This is a genomic window from Janibacter hoylei PVAS-1 (genome assembly GCF_004025845.1).
Lineage (GTDB): Bacteria > Actinomycetota > Actinomycetes > Actinomycetales > Dermatophilaceae > Janibacter > Janibacter hoylei.
In genome coordinates, this window is sequence record NZ_PIPF01000014.1 from 26853 (window position 1) to 44486 (window position 17634).

Sequence of the window (17634 nt, forward strand, 5' to 3'; positions counted from 1 at the left end):
GCATGCGCCGCGGGGCCCGGGTCGGCGTCGACGTCGGCGACGCCCGGGTCGGCGTCGCCTCGAGCGACCCTGAGGGGTTGCTCGCGACGCCCGTCGAGACGGTGCCACGTGATCTCGAGCACGATGCCGACATCGACCGGGTCGTCGAGATCGTGACCGACCTCGCCGCGATCGAGGTGGTCGTCGGGCTGCCTCGCTCCCTCGACGGGAGCGAGGGGCCGGCGGCCGCCAAGGCCCGGGAATGGGCCACCCGCCTGCGTTCGGCGCTCCAGGACGCGCCGATCGACAACACGCCGGTCCGCCTCGTGGACGAGCGGCTCACGACGGTGGATGCTCATCGGGGCCTGCGGGACAGCGGTGTGGCCGGTCGGCGCCATCGGGGCGTGGTTGACCAAGCGGCAGCAGTCCTGATCCTGCAGACTGCGCTGGACACGGAGCGCGCAACCGGTGGACCCCCCGGGGAACGGGTCGGTCGGCCGCGCCGACGCACACCGCGGAAGGGCACGACAGCATGAGTGAGCTGGACGAGGACATCTTCGACCAGGGCCGGTCTCACCGGGGCCACACCCGACGACAGCGCCGGGCACGGGACACCCGTACCGACCGACGGCGAGGTGCGGGGTGCGTGGCGATGGTGCTCGCCGCCGCGGTCGTCGTGGCCGCGATGTTCTTCGCCTTCGGGTCGCTACGATCGCTGATCCCCGGCGCGGGGGAGAGCACCGACTACGAGGGCACGGGGCACGGCAGCGTCGAGGTCGAGATCACCTCCGGCATGGCGGGGTCCCAGATCGGCGAGACGCTCGTCGAGGCCGGCGTCGTCAAGTCGACGAGCAGCTTCACCTCCGTCGCCCAGTCGCAGCCCGACAAGGCCTCGGCGATCCAGCCGGGCACGTACTCCATGCGCAAGGAGATGTCCGCGTCGAGTGCCTTCGACCGGCTCCTCGACCCCAAGGCGCGGGTCGCCCGGGGGATCACCCTGAGCGAGGGGCTGTGGCGCTCGGAGATCTACACGAAGCTCTCCGAGGGCACCGGTGTCCCCGTCGCGGACTACGAGAAGGCCGAGAAGTCGAGCGACCTCAAGCTGCCCGACGAGGCCGAGGGTGACCTCGAGGGCTGGCTCTTCCCCTCGACCTACGAGTTCGAGAAGGGCACGAGCGCCGTCCAGCAACTCAACCAGATGATCACGATGACGACCGACCAGCTTACCGAGGCCGGCGTCGCCCGCAAGGACTGGGAGCGCACCCTGACCGTCGCCTCCATCGTCGAGGGCGAGTCCGGTGCTGCTGACCGCGGCAAGGTCGCCCGGGTCATCGAAAACCGCCTCGAGGACGTGGACGGCCCGACCGTCGGCATGCTCAACATGGACAGCACCGTCCACTACGTCTTCCAAGAGCGCGGCAAGGCCGGGACGACCGACGAGATGCGCGCGAGTGACAGCCCGTACAACACGTACAAGCACACCGGGCTGCCGCCGGGGCCGATCAACAACCCGGGCGCGGAGGCCATCAAGGCAGCCGGTGACCCGGACGAGGGCGACTGGCTCTTCTTCGTCACCGTCAACCCCGACACGGGCGAGACGAAGTTCGCCGAGACCCAGCGCGAGCACGACAACAACGTCAAGGAGTTCCAGCAGTGGTGCTCGGACAACCAGGACCGGTGCTGACGCCGCTGCACGCGGGTGTCCTCGGCAGCCCGATCGACCACTCGCTGTCCCCGACCCTCCACCGGGCCGGGTACGAGGCGACCGGGCTCGCCGACTGGCGGTACACGGCCCACGAGGTCGACGAAGGGGGGCTGGCCCCCTTCGTCACCGCCCTCGACGTCATGTGGCGCGGGCTCAGCCTGACGATGCCGCTCAAGGTTGCCGCCTTCGACGTGGCCGAGTCGGTGACCGACACGGCCCGCCGGGCCGGTGCCATCAACACGTTGGTGCGCACCGACTCGGGGTGGGCTGGCGACAACACCGACGTGCACGGCGTCACGGCGGCGCTGGCCGAGGCCGGGGTGGCCGACCTCGAGTCCGCGACCGTCATCGGGTCGGGGGCGACCGCGCGGTCGGCCGTGCTCGGACTCGTGGCGCTGGGGGCCCGTCAGGTGACCGTCGCGGCGCGGACCCCGGAGCGGGCCGCCGCACTCGCCGACGTCGCCGACATCGAGCTGCGGGTCGTGCCGCTGCAGGAGTGGGCGAGCACGGGGGACCGGGCGGTCGTCTCGACCGTGCCGGCGGGTGCGGCCAATGCTGGCGCCGGCGAGCACGCCGGGCGTGACCTCACCGGGACGGTCCTGCTCGACGTCGTCTACGCCGACTGGCCGACCCCCCTCGGCCGCGCCGCGGCCACGCACGGGGCGCACGTGGTCTCGGGCCTGGAGATGCTCGTCCACCAGGCGGCGCGCCAGTTCGAGCTCTTCACCGGTGAGCCGGCACCGGTGGCGCAGATGCAGGCCGCGGGTCGGGCGGCGCTGGGGGAGAGCGGTCACACCCCGGACGCGTGACGGCCTGGCTCGGGCAGGATGGGAAGATGCCAGACATGTTGCGTTGGTTGACTGCTGGTGAGTCGCACGGCCAGGCCCTCGTGGCGACCCTCGAAGGGCTGCCCGCCGGGGTCGAGGTGACGACCTCGGACGTCGCGGGTGCGCTTGCCCGTCGCCGTCTCGGCTACGGGCGCGGTGCCCGGATGAAGTTCGAGCAGGACCAGGTGACCTTCCTCGGCGGAGTGCGCCACGGCAGCACCCTCGGCTCCCCGCTCGCCGTGATGATCGGCAACACCGAGTGGCCCAAGTGGGAGACGGTCATGAGCGCCGACCCCGTCGATGCCGCCGCCTTCGCCGCCTCCGACGACGTCAACGCGGAGAAGGAGATCGCCCGCAACCGGCCGCTGACCCGCCCCCGCCCCGGCCACGCCGACCTCGTCGGCATGCAGAAGTACGGCTTCGACGAGGCCCGTCCGGTGCTCGAGCGCGCCTCGGCCCGTGAGACCGCCGCCCGCGTGGCCCTCGGCGAGGTGGCTGAGCGATTCCTCGAGCAGGCCTACGGGATCCGGCTCGTCGCGCACACCGTCGCGATCGGCGAAGGGGAGGCCCCCGCCGACGGTCCGCTGCCGACGCCCGACGACACCGCCACCCTCGACGCCAACCCCGTACGGGCGATGACCCGCGAGGGCACCGATGCGATGGTCGCCGAGATCGAGGCGGCCAAGAAGGATGGCGACACGCTCGGCGGTGTCGTCGAGGTCCTCGCCTACGGCCTGCCGCCGGGCCTGGGCAGCCACGTCCACTGGGACCGCCGCCTCGATGCGCGCCTGGCCGGTGTCCTCATGGGCATCCAGGCGATCAAGGGCGTCGAGGTCGGCGACGGCTTCACGACGGCCCGCCGTCGCGGCTCCGCCGCGCACGACGAGATGGAGCGTGACGGCGACGGCGTGATCCACCGCCGCACCGGTCGGGCCGGCGGTACCGAAGGGGGGATGAGCACCGGCGACGTACTCCGCGTCCGCGCGGCGATGAAGCCGATCAGCACCGTCCCGCGTGCCCTGGAGACCGTCGACGTCACCGGCAGCGACCCGGCGACCGCGATCCACCAGCGCTCCGACGTGTGCGCCGTGCCGGCTGCGGGCGTCGTCGCCCAGGCGATGGTCGCGCTCGTGCTCGCCGAGGCCTGCGTCGAGAAGTTCGGCGGCGACTCGGTCGCCGAGACCGCGCGCAACCACCGGGCCTACCTCGACTCGATCCCGGAGCTCATGCGGACGTGGCAGGGGTGAGCGGGGTTCCCTTCGTCGTCGTCATCGGACCGCCCGGGGTCGGCAAGTCGACCGTGGCTGCCGAGGTCGCCGCCCGGCTGGGGCGACGGCTCGTCGACACCGACGCGCTCGTCGAGGAGCGTGAGGGGCGGACCATCTCCGACCTCTTCGTCGAGGAGGGGGAGGACTACTTCCGCGCCGCAGAGCGCCGCGCGGTGCTCGACGCCCTGCGCGAGGACGGTGTCGTGCTCGCGCTCGGCGGCGGAGCGCCGATGATCCCCGACGTGACCGCTGCGCTCGAGGGGCACCGCGTGCTCTTCCTCGACGTCGGCATAGCCGATGCCGCCAAGCGCATCGGCTTCGACAAGAGCCGACCGCTGCTGTCGGTCAACCCCCGCCAGAGCTGGATCACGACGATGGAGGCGCGCCGCCCGACCTACGAGTCGCTGGCCGACCACCGCGTCGACACCGCCGGACGCGACGTCGAGGCCGTCGTCGCCGAGGCACTGACCCTGCTCGAGGAGAGCGCATGAGTGACGTGACGACGATCAGCGTCGGTGAGGACTACGACGTCCTCGTCGGCCACGGGGTCTCCAGCCGGGTGGCCGAGCAGCTCCCAGAGGGTGTCGCCCGCGTGCTCGTGGTGCACGGCGCACCGCTGGCTGCGCTGGCCGAGCCGGTGATCAGCTCCCTGCGGGCGTCGGGACTCGAGGTCCACGTCGCCGCCGTGCCGGACGCCGAGGCGGCCAAGACCGTCGAGGTCGCAGCCGGACTGTGGTCGACCATGGGCGTCGCGGGCTTCACGCGCAGCGACGCCGTCGTCGCCGTCGGCGGCGGCAGCGTCACCGACCTCGGTGGGTGGGCGGCCGCGGCCTGGCTGCGTGGCGTGGCGGTCGTCCACGTGCCGACGACGGTCCTGGGCATGGTCGACGCCGCCGTCGGTGGCAAGACCGGCATCAACACCGCCGAGGGCAAGAACCTCGTCGGGGCCTTCCACACGCCCCACGCGGTGCTCTGCGACCTCGACCACCTGGCCACGCTGCCCCCGGCGGACCTGTCCGCGGGGCTGGCCGAGGTCGTCAAGGGTGGCTTCATCGCCGACCCGCGGATCCTCGAGATCGTCGAGGCCGACGAGTCCGGGGTGCAGGAGCCGGGCTCGGCCGCACTGCGTGAGGCTATCGAGCGCAAGATCGCCGTCAAGGCGCAGGTCGTCGCCGCGGACCTCAAGGAGTCGCACCTGCGCGAGATCCTCAACTACGGGCACACGCTCGGCCACGCCATCGAGCACCACGAGGGCTACCGGATGCGGCACGGCGAGGCCGTGGCGATCGGCATGGTCTTCGCCGCCGAGGTGGCCCACCGCACCGGACGCATCGACGCCGCGCTGCTCGAGCGCCACCGCTACGTGCTCGGGCTGCTCGGGCTGCCGACGACGTACTCCGGCGCGAGCTTCGACGAGCTGCTCGTCGCCCTGCGCCGCGACAAGAAGACCCGCGGCAGCACCCTGCGCTTCGTCGTGCTCGGCGGGCTCGCCGAGCCGACCCGGCTCGAGGGGCCCGACGAGGGCCTGCTGCGGGAGGCGTACGCAGCCCTGGCCTGACCCCCTTCGGCTGACATTTCCCTAGGGAGATGCCGAGGGGAGTACGCATTTCCCTAGGGAAATGCGGTCGGGAGTGCGCATTTCCCTAGGGAGATGCGAAGGGGGAGATCAGGGGCGGGTGTCGAGCTCGGCGTCGTGGACGGTGATCGCGACCTGGACACGGTTGTCCGCCCCGAGCTTGTCGAGGATCCGACCGACGTGCGCCTTGACGGTCGCGACGCTCAGGTAGAGCTCGCGCGAGATATCGGCATTGGACATCCCCGCCCCCACGGCCTGCGCGACCTCGAGCTCCCGATCGGTGAGCGCAGCGAGTCGGTCGCGAGCGGCCTGACGGGCGGAGTCGTCGCCGGCCCGACGGGCGTCACGCACGGAGGCCAGCACCCCGGCGGTGACGCTCGGCGAGAGGATCGACTGGCCGGCGGCCACGAGACGCACCGCCTCGACGATGCGGTCCGGAGGCGTGTCCTTGAGGAGGAAGCCGTCGGCCCCGTGCTGCAGGGCACGCATGACGTCGTCGTCAGCGTCGAAGGTCGTGAGGACCACGACCTTGCTCGGCGACCCGCTGCGGACCAGCGCGTCGGTCGCGGCCAGACCGTCCAGGCGGGGCATCCGGATGTCCATGAGGACGACGTCGGGGGAGTGCTCCGCGATGACCGACAGGGCCTGTCGACCGTCCTCGGCCTGCCCGACGACCGTGATCTCCGGGGCCGCCCCGAGGATCATCGACAACGCCGTGCGGACCATCGCGTCGTCGTCGACGAGGACGACGGAGATCGGGGCGCTCATGCCGGCCACGGTAGCGACACGGCGAGGCGGTGGGTCCCGTCGCCCTGCCAGCCGTGCGTCAGACGTCCCCCGGCGAGCTCGACACGCTCGGTGAGGCCGAGCAGGCCGAGGCCGGAGGTCGGCGCGGACGAGCGGTGCCCCACGGCCCGCGGGTTGTCGACGGTGACGGCGAGCTGCTCGCCGGGCCGCCCGGAGAGCTTCACCGTCACCGCGGCCCCCGGCGCGTGCTTGCGGGCATTGGTCAGACCCTCCTGCACGACGCGGTAGACGGTCCGCCCCAGGGTCTCGGGCACGGCGGCCAGGTCGAGGCCGCCGTCGTCGAGGACGACCCGCGCACCGGCGGACCGGGCGTCGTCGAGCAGCTCCGGCAGGTCGAGCAGGGTGTGCTGCGGACGAAGGGAGCCGCCCGTCTCCTCGTCGCGCAGGACCCCGAGCACCTCGCGCAGGTCGGTGAGTGCGGCCCGGGCATTGGTGTCGATGGCAGTGACGGCCTCGCGCCGCTGCGCCTCGGGCAGGTCCTCGCGGTAGGTGAGCAGGCCCGAGTGCATGGTGATGAGCGAGATGCGGTGCGCGAGCACGTCGTGCATCTCGCGGGCGATCCGGGCGCGCTCCGCGGTCTGCGCCTGGGCGACCCGTGCGCTCTGCTCCGACTCGGCGGCGCGGGCGCGGTCCACCCAGGAGCGCACCAGGGCCCGACGGGAGCCGATCGAGTAGCCGACGGCGACGACCACGGCGATGACGAGCGCGTTGACCAGGGCCTCGCCCCACAGCGGCAGCGCCTCGGGGTCCGGGTAGACGACCCGGGTGCTGACGACCCCGGCGAGCACGGTCAGGGCGACGAGCGGGCCGATCTCGCGCCAGCGCTGGCGGGTCGCCAGGGAGACCATCGCGATCGTCTGGGCGCCGGCCGCGACCGTGGAGCCCGCCGACATGATCGTCGTCAGGGCCGTGGTGAGCACCGGCCACCGACGTCGGAGCGGCAGCAGGGCGGTCGCGACAAGACCGATGGCCGGGTCGACGAGGACCAACCACGCGGTGCGCAGCCCCTCGGGCAGGTCCTCGTCCGCGTCAGGGAACATCACGGCCACCGTGAAGATCCAGAAGGTGACGCCGAGCAGCAGCGCCGCCCCCATCCGCCACGTGGTGTCCCACCACGTGAGCCGGTCGGGGAGGCGTTCGTCGCGGGGTCGTCCACCAGTCACCGGGCCACGGTAGGCGCACGGGTGACCCGGCGGCATCCGTCCTCGGGCTGACGTCGTCGCCGCCACCCCCGACCAAAGGAGGAGGCACGGTCGAGACCCGCGGCCGATGCCCCCTTCGCGCCCCCGCAGCATCGTGGGAGTCATGATCACCGTGACCCACCTGACCAAGCGCTACGGCGACTTCACCGCCGTCGACGACATCTCCTTCACGGCCCGCCCGGGCAGCGTCACCGGCTTCCTCGGCCCCAACGGTGCGGGCAAGTCGACGGCGATGCGGATGATGACCGGTCTGACGCCTCCGACCTCCGGCGAGGCCCACGTCCTCGGCCGTCGATACGTCGACCTGCCCAACCCGGGTCGACACGTCGGCGTCATGCTCGACGCCTCCGCCCAGCACCCCGGTCGGACGGGGCGCGAGGTGCTGACCCTGGCCGCCCGGACGATCGGGGTGGGCCCATCGGCCGTCGACGGGGGCCTCGCGGCCGTCGGCCTCACCGACAAGGAGGCCAGCCGGCGGGTGCGCGACTACTCGCTCGGCATGCGGCAGCGGCTCGGACTGGCGGCTGCGCTCATCGGAGACCCCGAGGTGCTCGTCCTCGACGAGCCGGCCAACGGCCTCGACCCGCAAGGCATCCACTGGATGCGGGGCCTGCTGCGCGGCTTCGCCGACCGCGGCGGTACGGTCCTGCTCTCCTCCCACCTGCTCTCCGAGGTGCAGATCGTCGCCGACGAGCTCGTCATCATCGGCAACGGCCGCATCGTCGCCGAGGGCACGGTCGAGCAGCTGCTGCAGCAGCAGGGCACCCGCGTGCGGTCGGTCGACGACGAGGCCCTGCTGGCCGCCCTGAGCCGGGCGGGCATCGACGTCACCATCACCCCGGCCGGCCTGCTCGCCCAGGCGAGCAGCGAGGCCGTCGGCCGCATCGCGCTCGAGGCCCGGATCGTCCTCACCGACCTCGCCTCCGGCTCCGCCGGCGGCCTCGAGGAGCTCTTCCTCACCCTGACCGCATCCGAGTCCCGAGAGGGGATTGCCGCATGAGCACCGCCACCGCACCCACCGAGTCCACGCAGGCCCCGACCCCAGCGCCCGTCGACGTCACCGGTGACCGGGTGCCCTTCACCCGGCTCGTCGGCATCGAGCTGCGCAAGATGGTCGACACCCGGGCAGGGATGTGGATGCTCGTCGTCATGGCGACCATCGGCTTCCTCATCGCCGGCGGTCTGGTCATCTGGGGCCAGGGCGGCGAGGATCACGCCTTCTCGACCTTCCTCGGCTTCATCTTCATGCCCATGGTCATGCTCCTGCCGATCATGGGCATCATGTCGGCGACCCAGGAGTGGAGCCAGCGGACGGGCCTGGCGACCTTCACCCTCGTGCCCCGGCGCGGCCGGGTCGTGGGCGCCAAGGTCACCGCCGCCGTCGCCCTCTGCCTCGTGCTGCTCCTCGCCGGCGCGCTCGCTGCATCTCTGGCCACGCTCGTCGCCGGCGGGGAGTTCACCCTCACCGGCCTCTCCCTGGCGGGCCTCGTGCTCGCGGCCGTGATCTACACCCTGCAGGGCGTCGCCTTCGGCGCGGCCCTGCTCAGCACGCCGATGGCGATCGTCGCCAGCCTGGCGCTGCCGACGGTCTGGACGATCCTCACGGCGATGATCCAGCGGATGCAGGACGTCGCCGCTTGGCTCGACCTCCAGCTCGTCACTGCCCCCCTGACCGATGGGACCATGACCGGGGAGAACTGGGGCCAGCTCGCCACCGCGACCGCCGTCTGGGTCGGTCTCCCGATGGCGATCGGGACCTACCGGATCCTCACGCGTGAGGTGAAGTGACGGGGAGGTCCTCGTCGTCCTCCGTGGGCGCGGTCTGCGACATGATCTCGATGATCGCGGCCGCGTCCTCGTCGGAGAGCGCGCCCCACCCGGGCTCGTACTCGTAGATCTCGCCGAGGGGAGTGGCCTTGCGGTTGCCGAGCAGGAGCTCGACGTCGTCGACGGTCAGCAGGCCGGGGTGCCAGACCCCGCAGGCCTCCGAGACCTTGAGCAGGTCACGGCGCAGGGTGCGGATGTAGTTGTCGACCCGGGAGGCCTTGAGCGTCGGGTCCAGGCCGCGCGAGAGCCAGGGGTTCTGCGTCGCCACGCCCGTGGGGCAGTGGTCGGTGTGGCACTTCTGCGCCTGGATGCAGCCCACCGCGAGCATCGCCTCCCGGGCGACGTGCACCATGTCGCACCCCAGGGCGAAGGCGACGAGCGCGTTTTCGGGCAGGCCGAGCTTGCCCGAGCCGACCCACGTCACGCGGTCGGTCAGCCCGGCCCGGGCGAAGACCGCGTAGACGCGGGTGAAGGCCAGTCGGAAGGGCATCGCGACGGCATCGCTGAAGACGAGGGGAGCCGCGCCGGTCCCCCCTTCGCCGCCGTCGATGACGATGAAGTCCACCCCGCGCTCGCCGTCGGCCATGGCGGCGGCGAGGTCCTCCCAGAAGTCCATGTCGCCGACGGCCGACTTGATGCCGACCGGCAGCCCGGTGGCATCGGCCACCATCTCGACGAAGTCGAGCATGGAGTCGACGTCGTGGAACTCGGTGTGACGTGACGGGCTGGCGCAGTCCACGCCCTGGGGGATGCCGCGGGTCGCGGCGATCTCGTCGGAGATCTTCGCCGCCGGGAGCATGCCACCGAGCCCCGGCTTGGCGCCCTGGCTCAGCTTGATCTCGATCGCGCGCACGGGTGCCGACGCCACGACCTCCTTGAGGATCTCGAGGTCGAAGTTGCCGTCCTCGTCACGGCAGCCGAAGTACGCGGTGCCGATCTGGAAGATCAGGTCGCCACCCTGCCGGTGGTGGGGGGAGAGCGAGCCCTCGCCCGTGCAGTGCATCGCGCCGGCCAGGCGGGCGCCCTCGTTGAGCGCGTGGATCGCGTTGGCGGACAACGAGCCGAAGCTCATCCCCGAGATGTTGACGACCGACTGCGGGCGGAAGGCGTGCCGACGGCCGCGGGGCCCGCCGAGCACCTTGGCACTCGGCAGCGGGGTCTCCTCGCCGTGGTGGGTGCTCGTCGGTGCGGCGACGTCGGAAAAGGTGCGGTGCTTGAGGATCGGGTAGCCCTCGACCCGCTCGACGTCGTTGTCGGTGCCGAAGCCGACGTAGTTGTTCTCCATCTTCGACGACGCGTACACCCAGGCCCGCTGGTCGCGGCTGAAGGGCCGCTCCTCGTCGTTGCTCGTGACGATGTACTGGCGCAGCTCCGGCCCGATCCGCTCGAGCAGGTAGCGGGCATTGGCCACGACGGGGAAGTTGCGCTTGAGGGAGTGCTGCTTCTGCAGGAGGTCCCGGGCGGCGAGACCAGCGGTCCCGGCAGCGACGGCGGCGAGCAGGGCGGTGGACTTCATGTCCGCCATCCTGCCTCCTCCGGCACCGGTCTGCGAGGATGCGCGGCATGGCGATCGAGGGACGGCGACGACGTGGGATCGTGGGGCTCGCCGCGCTGCTCGTCGTGGCAGTGGTGGCCACGGCGCTGCTCTGGCGGTCCCGGGGCGACGGCGACGAGCTGGTGACCGGGCCGTCGGGGGAGGCCTTCTACGAGACGACCGCCGAGCAGCTGGCCGCCGGCCGGCACGGCACGCTCATCTGGTCACGTCGCGTGGTCGACGGGCCGACGATCGGCGGGACGACCCACCTGGTCATGTACCGCTCCACCAGCGCGAAGGGAGAGCCCGTCGCCGTGTCCGGCGTGGTCTCCGTCCCCGAGGGTGAGCCCCCGGCGGGCGGGTGGCCGGTCATCAGCTGGGGTCACGGGACGACCGGCACCGCAGACCGGTGCGCGCCCTCCCGGTCCCTCGTCGACGAGCAGACCGGCGTCTACGCGGCCTCGATGGACCAGGCGACGGCCGACCTCGTCGACGACGGCTTCGCCGTGGTGCGCACCGACTACGAAGGGCTGGGTACGCCCGGTCCGCACCCCTACCTCATGGGACAGTCCGCCGGGGCGGCGATGAGCGACATCGTGCTCGCGGCGCACGAGCTCACGCCCGACCTGTCCTCCCGCTGGGTCGCGATGGGGCACTCGCAGGGCGCGCAGGCGGCGATCTTCACCGCGCGCTTCACCGATGCCTACACGCCCGGTCTCGACCTCGTCGGCATCGTCGCCATCGCCCCGCCGAGCCAGCTCGGCGTCGTCGTCGAGATGGCCGACGGCGGGGCACCGGCAGGGACGTCGGCCGATGAGGTCGCAGCAGCCGAAGGGCAGGACGCGGGCTTCCTCGGACCGCTCCTCGTGGCCGCAGCACGCACCGCCGACGTCCCGATCGAGCAGGTCGTGAGCCCGCAGGGGCGGCGGCTGCTGCCCCAGCTGGAGCAGCGGTGCATCGCCGAGCTCTTCCGCGACGACTCCTTCGGCGGCATACAGCTGAGCGACTTCCTCCGGGAGGACGCCGACCTCTCCCGGATCCGGCGGACCGTCGGGACCAACGACGCGGCCGAGGTGCGGCCGCAGGTGCCGGTCCTCCTCGTCCACGGCGACCGGGACACGACCGTCCCGGTGCTCCTGAGCGACCGGCTCGCCGAGCAGTACGAGGAGCAGGGGGCCGACCTCGAGTACGAGCGGGTCACCGGGGCCGACCACATCTCGGTCCTCACCGAGGGGGAGGCGCGGGTGCGCGCGTGGGTGGATCGGGCCTTCGCCGGTTAGGATGCTGGGCGGCCCGCGCGCCCTCGGCGCAGCAGTGGCAGACACACCTGACGACGACGCGAAGGCGAGCACACCCGTGGCAACGACGAATGACCTCAAGAACGGCATGGTCCTCAACATCGACGGCCAGCTCTGGAGCGTCGTGGAGTTCCAGCACGTCAAGCCCGGCAAGGGCCCGGCCTTCGTGCGGACCAAGCTCAAGAACGTCACGAGCGGCAAGACCGTCGACAAGACCTTCAACGCCGGCACCAAGGTCGAGGTGTCCAACGTCGACAAGCGCACGATGCAGTACCTGTACAACGACGGCACCGACTTCGTCTTCATGGACCCCGAGACCTACGACCAGATCCCGGTCACCCCGGAGGTGGTCGGCGACGCCGCGAAGTACATGCTCGAGAACCAGGAGGCGGTCATCGCCCGCAACGAGGGCAATGTCCTCTACGTCGAGCTCCCGGCATCCGTGGTCCTCGAGATCACCTACACCGAGCCCGGCCTGCAGGGGGACCGTTCGACCGGTGGCACCAAGCCGGCCACCCTCGAGACCGGTGCCGAGATCTCCGTCCCGCTCTTCCTCGAGCAGGGCACGAAGGTCAAGGTCGACACCCGTGACGGCTCCTACCTCGGTCGAGTGAGCTGAGTGGGGGCACGCACCAAGGCCCGCCGCCGCGCCGTCGACCTGCTCTTCGAGGCCGAGTCCCGTGGTCTCAACGCGGGTGACCTCGCGAGCGAGCGGGCCGAGCGACCGGTCACCCCGGCACCGCTCAACGAGTACACGATCACCGCGGTCCGCGGCGTCGTGGCCCACTGGACCGACATCAACGACGCGTTGACGACGTACAGCCAGGGCTGGAGCCTGGACCGCATGCCCGACGTCGACCGGGCGATCCTGCGCCTCGGTGCGTGGGAGATCCTCTACAGCGAGGACGTCCCCGACGAGGTCGCGGTCAGCGAGGCCGTCGTCCTGGCGACCGAGCTCAGCACGGACGAGTCGCCGAAGTTCGTCAACGGACTGCTCGCGCGCCTCGTCGAGGTCAAGCCCACCCTCGTCTGAGGAGTCACATGAGCACCGAGCACGAGACCGAGTCGACGACCGGCGCCACCCCGGACGGACCGCTCGACCGCGGTGTCGTCATCGGCGAGGGGCTCACGACCCTCGCCCGCTGGTCCTGGCGCCTGCTCCTCGTCGCTGGTGCGAGCGTCGTCCTGTGGTGGCTGCTGGCCAAGCTGTGGGTGGGGGTCTTCCCGATCCTCCTCGCGCTCATCGTCGCCACGGTCCTGTGGCCCCCGACCCGCTGGCTGCGCTCGAAGGGCGTGCCCGACGCCTTGGCTGCGGCCCTGGTGATCGTCGGCTCGCTCGCCCTCGTCTTCGGGGTGCTCGGCGCGATCGCCCCCTCGCTCGTCAGCCAGTCGGGTGACCTCGCGCAGCAGGCCAGCGAGGGTCTGACCGAGCTGCAGGAGCGGGCGGCCGAGCCGCCCTTCAACATCGACAACGCGACGATCGACGACGCGGTCGGCAAGGCGACGACCTGGCTGCAGGAGCAGAGCGGGCAGATCGCCACCGGCGCTCTCGCCGGTGCCTCGGCCGTCGGCTCGGGCCTGGTGACGCTCGTGCTCGTGCTCATCCTCGTCTTCTTCTTCATCAAGGACGGGCCGCAGTTCCTCCCCTTCGTCCGGCGGGTCGCCGGGGAGCGGGCCGGCGGCCACCTCACCGAGGTGGCCACGCGCTCGTGGAACGCGCTCGGCGGGTTCATCCGGACCCAGGCCCTCGTCTCCGCGGTGGACGCCGTGATCATCGGCATCGGTCTGGCCTTCCTCGGGGTGCCGCTCGCCTTCGCGCTGGCGATCCTCACCTTCTTCGGCGGGTTCATCCCGATCGTCGGTGCCTTCGCCGTGGGCTTCCTGTCCGTGCTCGTCGCACTCGTGGCCCAGGGGCCGATGACGGCCCTCTTCGTCCTCATCCTCATCGTCGCGGTGCAGCAGCTCGAGGGCAACTTCCTCCAGCCCTTCCTCCAGGGCCGCTCGATGCAGCTGCACGCGGGCGTCATCCTGCTCGCCGTCGCGGTGGGCAGCACGCTCTTCGGCATCGTCGGTGCCTTCCTCGCGGTGCCGGTGGCCGCGGTCGCCGCGGTCGTCCTGCGCTACGTCAGCGAGCAGATCAACCTCCGAGCGGGCATCGTCTCCGCCGACGAGGTCGAGAGCGAGTCGGCCGACGGTGAGCGGGTCGCCACGGAGGCGGAGGACGAGGCGCCGGCGACGTCGTGACCGCCGTGCCCGTCCGACCGGCCGTCAGCGTCATCCCGCTGCGTGATGGGCCGGCCGGTCCTGAGGTCTTCGTCCAGCACCGCCAGCCGACGATGGACTTCGCCGCCGGCGCCGTCGTCTTCCCCGGCGGGCGGTGCGATCCCGGCGACGTGGCGAAGGGAGCGGCCCTCGCCGTGTCGGACGCGATCCTCGTCGACCACGTCCACCGGTGGCGGCACCTGCCCGTCGCGCAGGACCGGCAGGCCGATGCCCGCACGCTCCTGGCCACCGGGCTGCGTGAGCTGGCCGAGGAGACCGGGCTGGTCGCCGACCCGGAGCTGCTGCTGCCGTGGGACCGCTGGGTCACCCCGGAGGGCTCGCCCAAGAGGTTCGACGTCTCCTTCTTCGTCCTCCCCGTGCCGCGTGAGCACGCGCGACAGCCCGCGCACCTGACGACCGAGGCCGTCGGCTCCGAGTGGACCGCGGTCCACTCCCTGCTCGACGCCGGAGAGTCCGGCGACCTCTGGCTGATGACGCCCACGCGGGTCATCCTGCGCGAGCTGCTCGACCTCGGGACGGTCGCCGAGGTGGTCCGACGGCGCCCGGTCATCACCGGTGTCCGCGACGACCGCCCGTCCGCGCGGCCGCGAGCATCCGACCCGGTGTGACCCACTGGCACGAACTGGACGACGGGCCGGCCCACACGTGGTGCGTGGACCGGCCCGTCGCGTCGAGAGCGATGTCTCAGAAGGCGGGGAGCACCTCGCCGTTGGGCCAGGTCTCCTCGATGTACTTCTTGACCTCCGGGGAGTGGAGCAGCTCGTCGAGCTTCTCCAGCCCGGCGTTGTCCTTGTTGGACGCCTGCACGGCGAGGAAGTTGGCGTAGGGGCTGTCCTTGCCGTCCTCGACCGCGAGCGCGTCCTTGGTCGACAGGTCGGCCTCGATCGCGTAGTTGCCGTTGATGACGGCGGCGTCGAGGTCCTGGAGGGAGCGCGCCAGCTGGGCCGCGTCGGTCTCCTTGAACTTCAGCTTCTTGGGGTTGTCGTCGACGTCGAAGATCGTCGCGTTGGTGGCGTCCTTGCCCTCCTTGAGCGTGATGACGTCGTTGTCGGCGAGCAGCTGCAGCGCCCGGCCCTGGTTGGACGGGTCGTTGTTGATCCCAATGGTGCCGCCCTGGGGCAGGTCCTTGAGGTCCTTGACCTTGTCGGAGTACAGCGCGAAGGGCTCGATGTGGATGCCCTCGTAGTGCGCGAAGTCGTAGCCGCGGTCCTCCACCTGCTCCTCGTAGTAGGGGAGGTGCTGGTAGTAGTTCGCGTCGAGGGTGCCCTCGGAGAGCTGGACGTTGGGCTGGACGTAGTCGTCGAAGGTCTTGATCTCGAGGTCGAGCTTGGCGTCTGGCGCCAGCTCCTTGTCGACGTACTCGAGGATCTTGGCGTGCGGGGTCGGCGAGGCGCCGACGGTGATCTTGGTGACGCCGGAGTCGTCGGGGGCGGGGCCCTCCGCGTCGCCCTTCGTCAGACCGCAGGCCGTGAGGCCCAGGGCGGAGACGGTGATGAGGGCGACGGCGCGGGCCGTGGTGCGGGCGGTGGACATGAGTTCCTCTCGGTGGTGGCCGGTGGGCCGGGGTCTGCAGGGGAGGGCGAAGGGGGTGGAGTCAGCGTCGGTCGAGGCGGCGGGCGACGAGGTCGCCGACGACCTGGACGACGGTGACGATGACGACGAGCAGCGCCACGCAGACGATCATCACGTCGGACTCGAAGCGGTTGTAGCCGTAGCTCATGGCGACGGCACCGAGGCCGCCGCCGCCGACGGCACCGGCCATCGCGGTGTAGCCGATGAGCGCGATGACGGTGGTCGTCAGGCCGGCGACGAGTCCGGAGCGGGCCTCGGGCAGCAGCACCTTGCGGGTGATCTCGGAGCGGGTGGCGCCCATCATCGTCACGGCCTCGACCTTGCCGCCGGGGACCTCGCGCAGCGAGGTCTCGACGAGCCGGGCATAGAAGGGGATCGCGCCGACGGTGAGCGGGACGACGGCCGCCTGCCAGCCGATCGATGTCCCGACGACGAGCCGGGTGAAGGGAATGATGGCGATCATCAGGATGAGGAAGGGCAGCGAGCGCCCGAGGTTGACGACAGCACCGACGACGCGGTGGACCACGGCGTTGGGCGCGGTGCCGCCGGGGGAACTCGTGAAGAGCAGCACCCCGAGCGGGATCCCGATGAGCGCGGTGAGCGCGCTCGCGACGCCGGTCATCGCCAGGGTCTCCCAGATGGCGGTGGGCACGGCCTGCCGGATGATCTCGTTGTCGAGGTAGCGTCCCTCGCCGACGAGGCTGGTGAGGGCGCTCATGCGGCCACCTCCGGCGAGAGGTGGGCGGCCTCGAGGAGGCGCACGGCCTCGTCGGTACGGGCCGGGTCGACCTCGAGCTGGATCCGGCCGACGCGCCGCCCGCCGATCGTCTCGAGGGTGGCGGCCGCGACCTCGGCGGAGACGCCCCCGTCACGCAGCAGGGCGAGGACCCCGTCGACGCTCGTCGTGCCGGAGCGGACGTCGCCGAGGGCGACCTCGACGTAGCCGCCGTCGTGGTCGAGGGGCAGCGGGGGCAGGGGGATGAGGTCGCGGTGCAGCTGCCCACGGGCGTCGGTGACGACGGTGCCGATGGGGCCGGTCTCGACGACGCGGCCGTCGGCGAGCAGGCTCACGGTGTCGCAGACCTCACGGACCACCGACGGCTCGTGGGTGATGATGACGACGGTGATCCCGAGGCGGTCGCGCAGATCACGCAGGAGGCCGAGGATCTGGCGAGTCGTGCCGGCATCCAGGGCGGAGGTCGGCTCGTCGCACAGGAGGATGTCGGGGCGGGTCGCCAGGGCGCGAGCGATGCCGACCCGCTGCTGCTGTCCGCCGGAGAGCTGCGCCGGGTGGTTGTCGGCACGGTCGGTGAGGCCGACGAGCTCGAGCAGCTCGGCGACCCTGGCCTGCCGGTCGGCCTCGGACCAGCCGGCGATCTCGAGCGGCAGGGCGATGTTGGCTGCGGCCGACCGCGAGTCGAGCAGATTGGCGTGCTGGAAGACCATGCCGAAGCGACGCCGCACGGCGCGCAGCTCGTCCCCGACGAGCGCAGGGATGTCGGTGCCGTCGAGGTCGACGACGCCGGCGGTCGGGTGCTCGAGGCCGGTGAGGCACCGGATGAGCGTCGACTTGCCGGCGCCGGAGCGGCCGACGATGCCGTGGATCGAGCCGCGCGCGATCGACAGGGTGATGTCGTCAAGCGCGACCACCGGTCCGCGGGGAGTGCTGAACTCCTTGCGCAGGCCCGTGAGCTGGAGCAGGGGTGTCTCGGTCACGAGGAACATAATAGGAAGTTATGTTTCACATAACCAAAAC

The 17634-nt window shown here is 71.7% G+C and carries 19 protein-coding genes; 13 read left to right on the forward strand and 6 right to left on the reverse strand.

Translation table 11 applies throughout. The annotated features are described in order from the left end of the window. Window positions 1-2 precede the first annotated feature (2 nt). Genes ruvX through aroB form a run of 6 tightly spaced genes read left to right on the forward strand, consistent with a single transcriptional unit; the run spans window position 3 to window position 5337 of the window. On the forward strand, window positions 3-515 hold the full coding sequence (gene ruvX / locus CWN80_RS14310; protein ID WP_007928253.1) for a Holliday junction resolvase RuvX: 513 nt from the start codon (window positions 3-5) through the stop codon (window positions 513-515). Further along, window positions 512-1663, forward strand: a complete 1152-nt coding sequence (gene mltG / locus CWN80_RS14315; protein ID WP_007928254.1) for an endolytic transglycosylase MltG — start codon at window positions 512-514, stop codon at window positions 1661-1663. Before ruvX ends, mltG begins: the two co-directional genes overlap by 4 nt. Then, complete coding sequence (locus CWN80_RS14320) at window positions 1657-2493, forward strand: shikimate dehydrogenase (RefSeq protein ID WP_007928256.1); 837 nt, start codon at window positions 1657-1659, stop codon at window positions 2491-2493. Before mltG ends, CWN80_RS14320 begins: the two co-directional genes overlap by 7 nt. 35 nt (window positions 2494-2528) lie before the next feature. Beyond that, the gene (gene aroC, locus CWN80_RS14325; RefSeq protein WP_007928258.1) at window positions 2529-3758 is read left to right on the forward strand and encodes a chorismate synthase; all 1230 of its coding nucleotides are present in this window, start codon (window positions 2529-2531) and stop codon (window positions 3756-3758) included. After that, window positions 3755-4270, forward strand: coding sequence for a shikimate kinase (locus CWN80_RS14330; RefSeq protein ID WP_007928260.1), 516 nt, complete (start codon window positions 3755-3757; stop codon window positions 4268-4270). Before aroC ends, CWN80_RS14330 begins: the two co-directional genes overlap by 4 nt. Then, entirely contained in the window at window positions 4267-5337 is a 1071-nt protein-coding gene (aroB, locus tag CWN80_RS14335) for a 3-dehydroquinate synthase (protein WP_007928262.1), read from the forward strand. Before CWN80_RS14330 ends, aroB begins: the two co-directional genes overlap by 4 nt. A 108-nt stretch (window positions 5338-5445) precedes the next feature. Here aroB and CWN80_RS14340 read toward each other — a convergent pair whose 3' ends face one another. Continuing rightward, on the reverse strand, window positions 5446-6123 hold the full coding sequence (locus CWN80_RS14340; protein WP_040881374.1) for a response regulator: 678 nt from the start codon (window positions 6121-6123) through the stop codon (window positions 5446-5448). Beyond that, window positions 6120-7325 carry a sensor histidine kinase gene (locus tag CWN80_RS14345; RefSeq protein WP_169330612.1) on the reverse strand — a complete coding sequence of 402 codons (1206 nt, stop codon included), beginning with the start codon at window positions 7323-7325 and terminating at the stop codon, window positions 6120-6122. The genes CWN80_RS14340 and CWN80_RS14345 overlap by 4 nt, the downstream gene beginning before the upstream one ends. Window positions 7326-7467: 142 nt before the next feature. On the opposite strand from CWN80_RS14345, the gene CWN80_RS14350 reads away from it, so the two are divergent. Both CWN80_RS14350 and CWN80_RS14355 read left to right on the forward strand, forming a co-directional pair. Next, window positions 7468-8364 (forward strand): ABC transporter ATP-binding protein, encoded by an 897-nt coding sequence (locus CWN80_RS14350; protein ID WP_007928267.1) that lies wholly within the window; start codon window positions 7468-7470, stop codon window positions 8362-8364. Next, complete coding sequence (locus CWN80_RS14355) at window positions 8361-9152, forward strand: ABC transporter permease (protein WP_007928275.1); 792 nt, start codon at window positions 8361-8363, stop codon at window positions 9150-9152. Before CWN80_RS14350 ends, CWN80_RS14355 begins: the two co-directional genes overlap by 4 nt. On the opposite strand, the gene CWN80_RS14360 is transcribed toward CWN80_RS14355, so the two are convergent. Then, window positions 9133-10707 (reverse strand): FMN-binding glutamate synthase family protein, encoded by a 1575-nt coding sequence (locus CWN80_RS14360; RefSeq protein WP_128277467.1) that lies wholly within the window; start codon window positions 10705-10707, stop codon window positions 9133-9135. The genes CWN80_RS14355 and CWN80_RS14360 overlap by 20 nt on opposite strands. Before the next feature lie 47 nt (window positions 10708-10754). Between CWN80_RS14360 and CWN80_RS14365 the strand changes: the two genes are divergently transcribed. The 5 genes from CWN80_RS14365 to CWN80_RS14385 all read left to right on the forward strand — a co-directional run bounded on the left by CWN80_RS14365 (window position 10755) and on the right by CWN80_RS14385 (window position 14914). Then, window positions 10755-12005, forward strand: coding sequence for a secretory lipase (locus CWN80_RS14365; protein WP_007928276.1), 1251 nt, complete (start codon window positions 10755-10757; stop codon window positions 12003-12005). 76 nt (window positions 12006-12081) lie between these two features. Then, a complete protein-coding gene (gene efp / locus CWN80_RS14370; RefSeq protein ID WP_007928277.1) occupies window positions 12082-12642 on the forward strand; it encodes an elongation factor P in 561 nt (186 codons plus the stop codon). Then, window positions 12643-13056, forward strand: a complete 414-nt coding sequence (gene nusB, locus CWN80_RS14375; protein ID WP_007928278.1) for a transcription antitermination factor NusB — start codon at window positions 12643-12645, stop codon at window positions 13054-13056. An 8-nt stretch (window positions 13057-13064) separates the two neighbouring features. Continuing rightward, window positions 13065-14267, forward strand: a complete 1203-nt coding sequence (locus CWN80_RS14380; protein ID WP_007928279.1) for an AI-2E family transporter — start codon at window positions 13065-13067, stop codon at window positions 14265-14267. A gap of 5 nt (window positions 14268-14272) precedes the next feature. Further along, complete coding sequence (locus CWN80_RS14385) at window positions 14273-14914, forward strand: NUDIX hydrolase (RefSeq protein ID WP_192899872.1); 642 nt, start codon at window positions 14273-14275, stop codon at window positions 14912-14914. 76 nt (window positions 14915-14990) lie between these two features. Here the strand turns inward: CWN80_RS14385 and CWN80_RS14390 are convergent, their stop codons facing one another. The 3 genes from CWN80_RS14390 to CWN80_RS14400 form a co-directional block, all read right to left on the reverse strand. Then, the gene (locus tag CWN80_RS14390) at window positions 14991-15839 is read right to left on the reverse strand and encodes a MetQ/NlpA family ABC transporter substrate-binding protein (protein ID WP_007928281.1); all 849 of its coding nucleotides are present in this window, start codon (window positions 15837-15839) and stop codon (window positions 14991-14993) included. Window positions 15840-15900: 61 nt separating this feature from the next. Beyond that, window positions 15901-16596, reverse strand: a complete 696-nt coding sequence (locus CWN80_RS14395) for a methionine ABC transporter permease (RefSeq protein WP_007928282.1) — start codon at window positions 16594-16596, stop codon at window positions 15901-15903. Further along, window positions 16593-17603 carry a methionine ABC transporter ATP-binding protein gene (locus tag CWN80_RS14400; RefSeq protein ID WP_007928283.1) on the reverse strand — a complete coding sequence of 337 codons (1011 nt, stop codon included), beginning with the start codon at window positions 17601-17603 and terminating at the stop codon, window positions 16593-16595. Before CWN80_RS14400 ends, CWN80_RS14395 begins: the two co-directional genes overlap by 4 nt. Window positions 17604-17634: the final 31 nt, after the last annotated feature.

What these genes read in the sequence shown, in the direction of transcription:
- ruvX (WP_007928253.1), top strand. Translation starts at nt 3, where the DNA reads ATGCGCCGCGGGGCCCGGGTCGGCGTCGACGTCGGCGACGCCCGGGTC.
- mltG (WP_007928254.1), top strand. Translation starts at nt 512, where the DNA reads ATGAGTGAGCTGGACGAGGACATCTTCGACCAGGGCCGGTCTCACCGG.
- aroC (WP_007928258.1), top strand. Translation starts at nt 2,529, where the DNA reads ATGTTGCGTTGGTTGACTGCTGGTGAGTCGCACGGCCAGGCCCTCGTG.
- aroB (WP_007928262.1), top strand. Translation starts at nt 4,267, where the DNA reads ATGAGTGACGTGACGACGATCAGCGTCGGTGAGGACTACGACGTCCTC.
- CWN80_RS14340 (WP_040881374.1), bottom strand. Translation starts at nt 6,123, where the DNA reads ATGAGCGCCCCGATCTCCGTCGTCCTCGTCGACGACGACGCGATGGTC.
- CWN80_RS14350 (WP_007928267.1), top strand. Translation starts at nt 7,468, where the DNA reads ATGATCACCGTGACCCACCTGACCAAGCGCTACGGCGACTTCACCGCC.
- CWN80_RS14355 (WP_007928275.1), top strand. Translation starts at nt 8,361, where the DNA reads ATGAGCACCGCCACCGCACCCACCGAGTCCACGCAGGCCCCGACCCCA.
- CWN80_RS14360 (WP_128277467.1), bottom strand. Translation starts at nt 10,707, where the DNA reads ATGAAGTCCACCGCCCTGCTCGCCGCCGTCGCTGCCGGGACCGCTGGT.
- CWN80_RS14365 (WP_007928276.1), top strand. Translation starts at nt 10,755, where the DNA reads ATGGCGATCGAGGGACGGCGACGACGTGGGATCGTGGGGCTCGCCGCG.
- CWN80_RS14380 (WP_007928279.1), top strand. Translation starts at nt 13,065, where the DNA reads ATGAGCACCGAGCACGAGACCGAGTCGACGACCGGCGCCACCCCGGAC.
- CWN80_RS14390 (WP_007928281.1), bottom strand. Translation starts at nt 15,839, where the DNA reads ATGTCCACCGCCCGCACCACGGCCCGCGCCGTCGCCCTCATCACCGTC.
- CWN80_RS14395 (WP_007928282.1), bottom strand. Translation starts at nt 16,596, where the DNA reads ATGAGCGCCCTCACCAGCCTCGTCGGCGAGGGACGCTACCTCGACAAC.
- CWN80_RS14400 (WP_007928283.1), bottom strand. Translation starts at nt 17,603, where the DNA reads ATGTTCCTCGTGACCGAGACACCCCTGCTCCAGCTCACGGGCCTGCGC.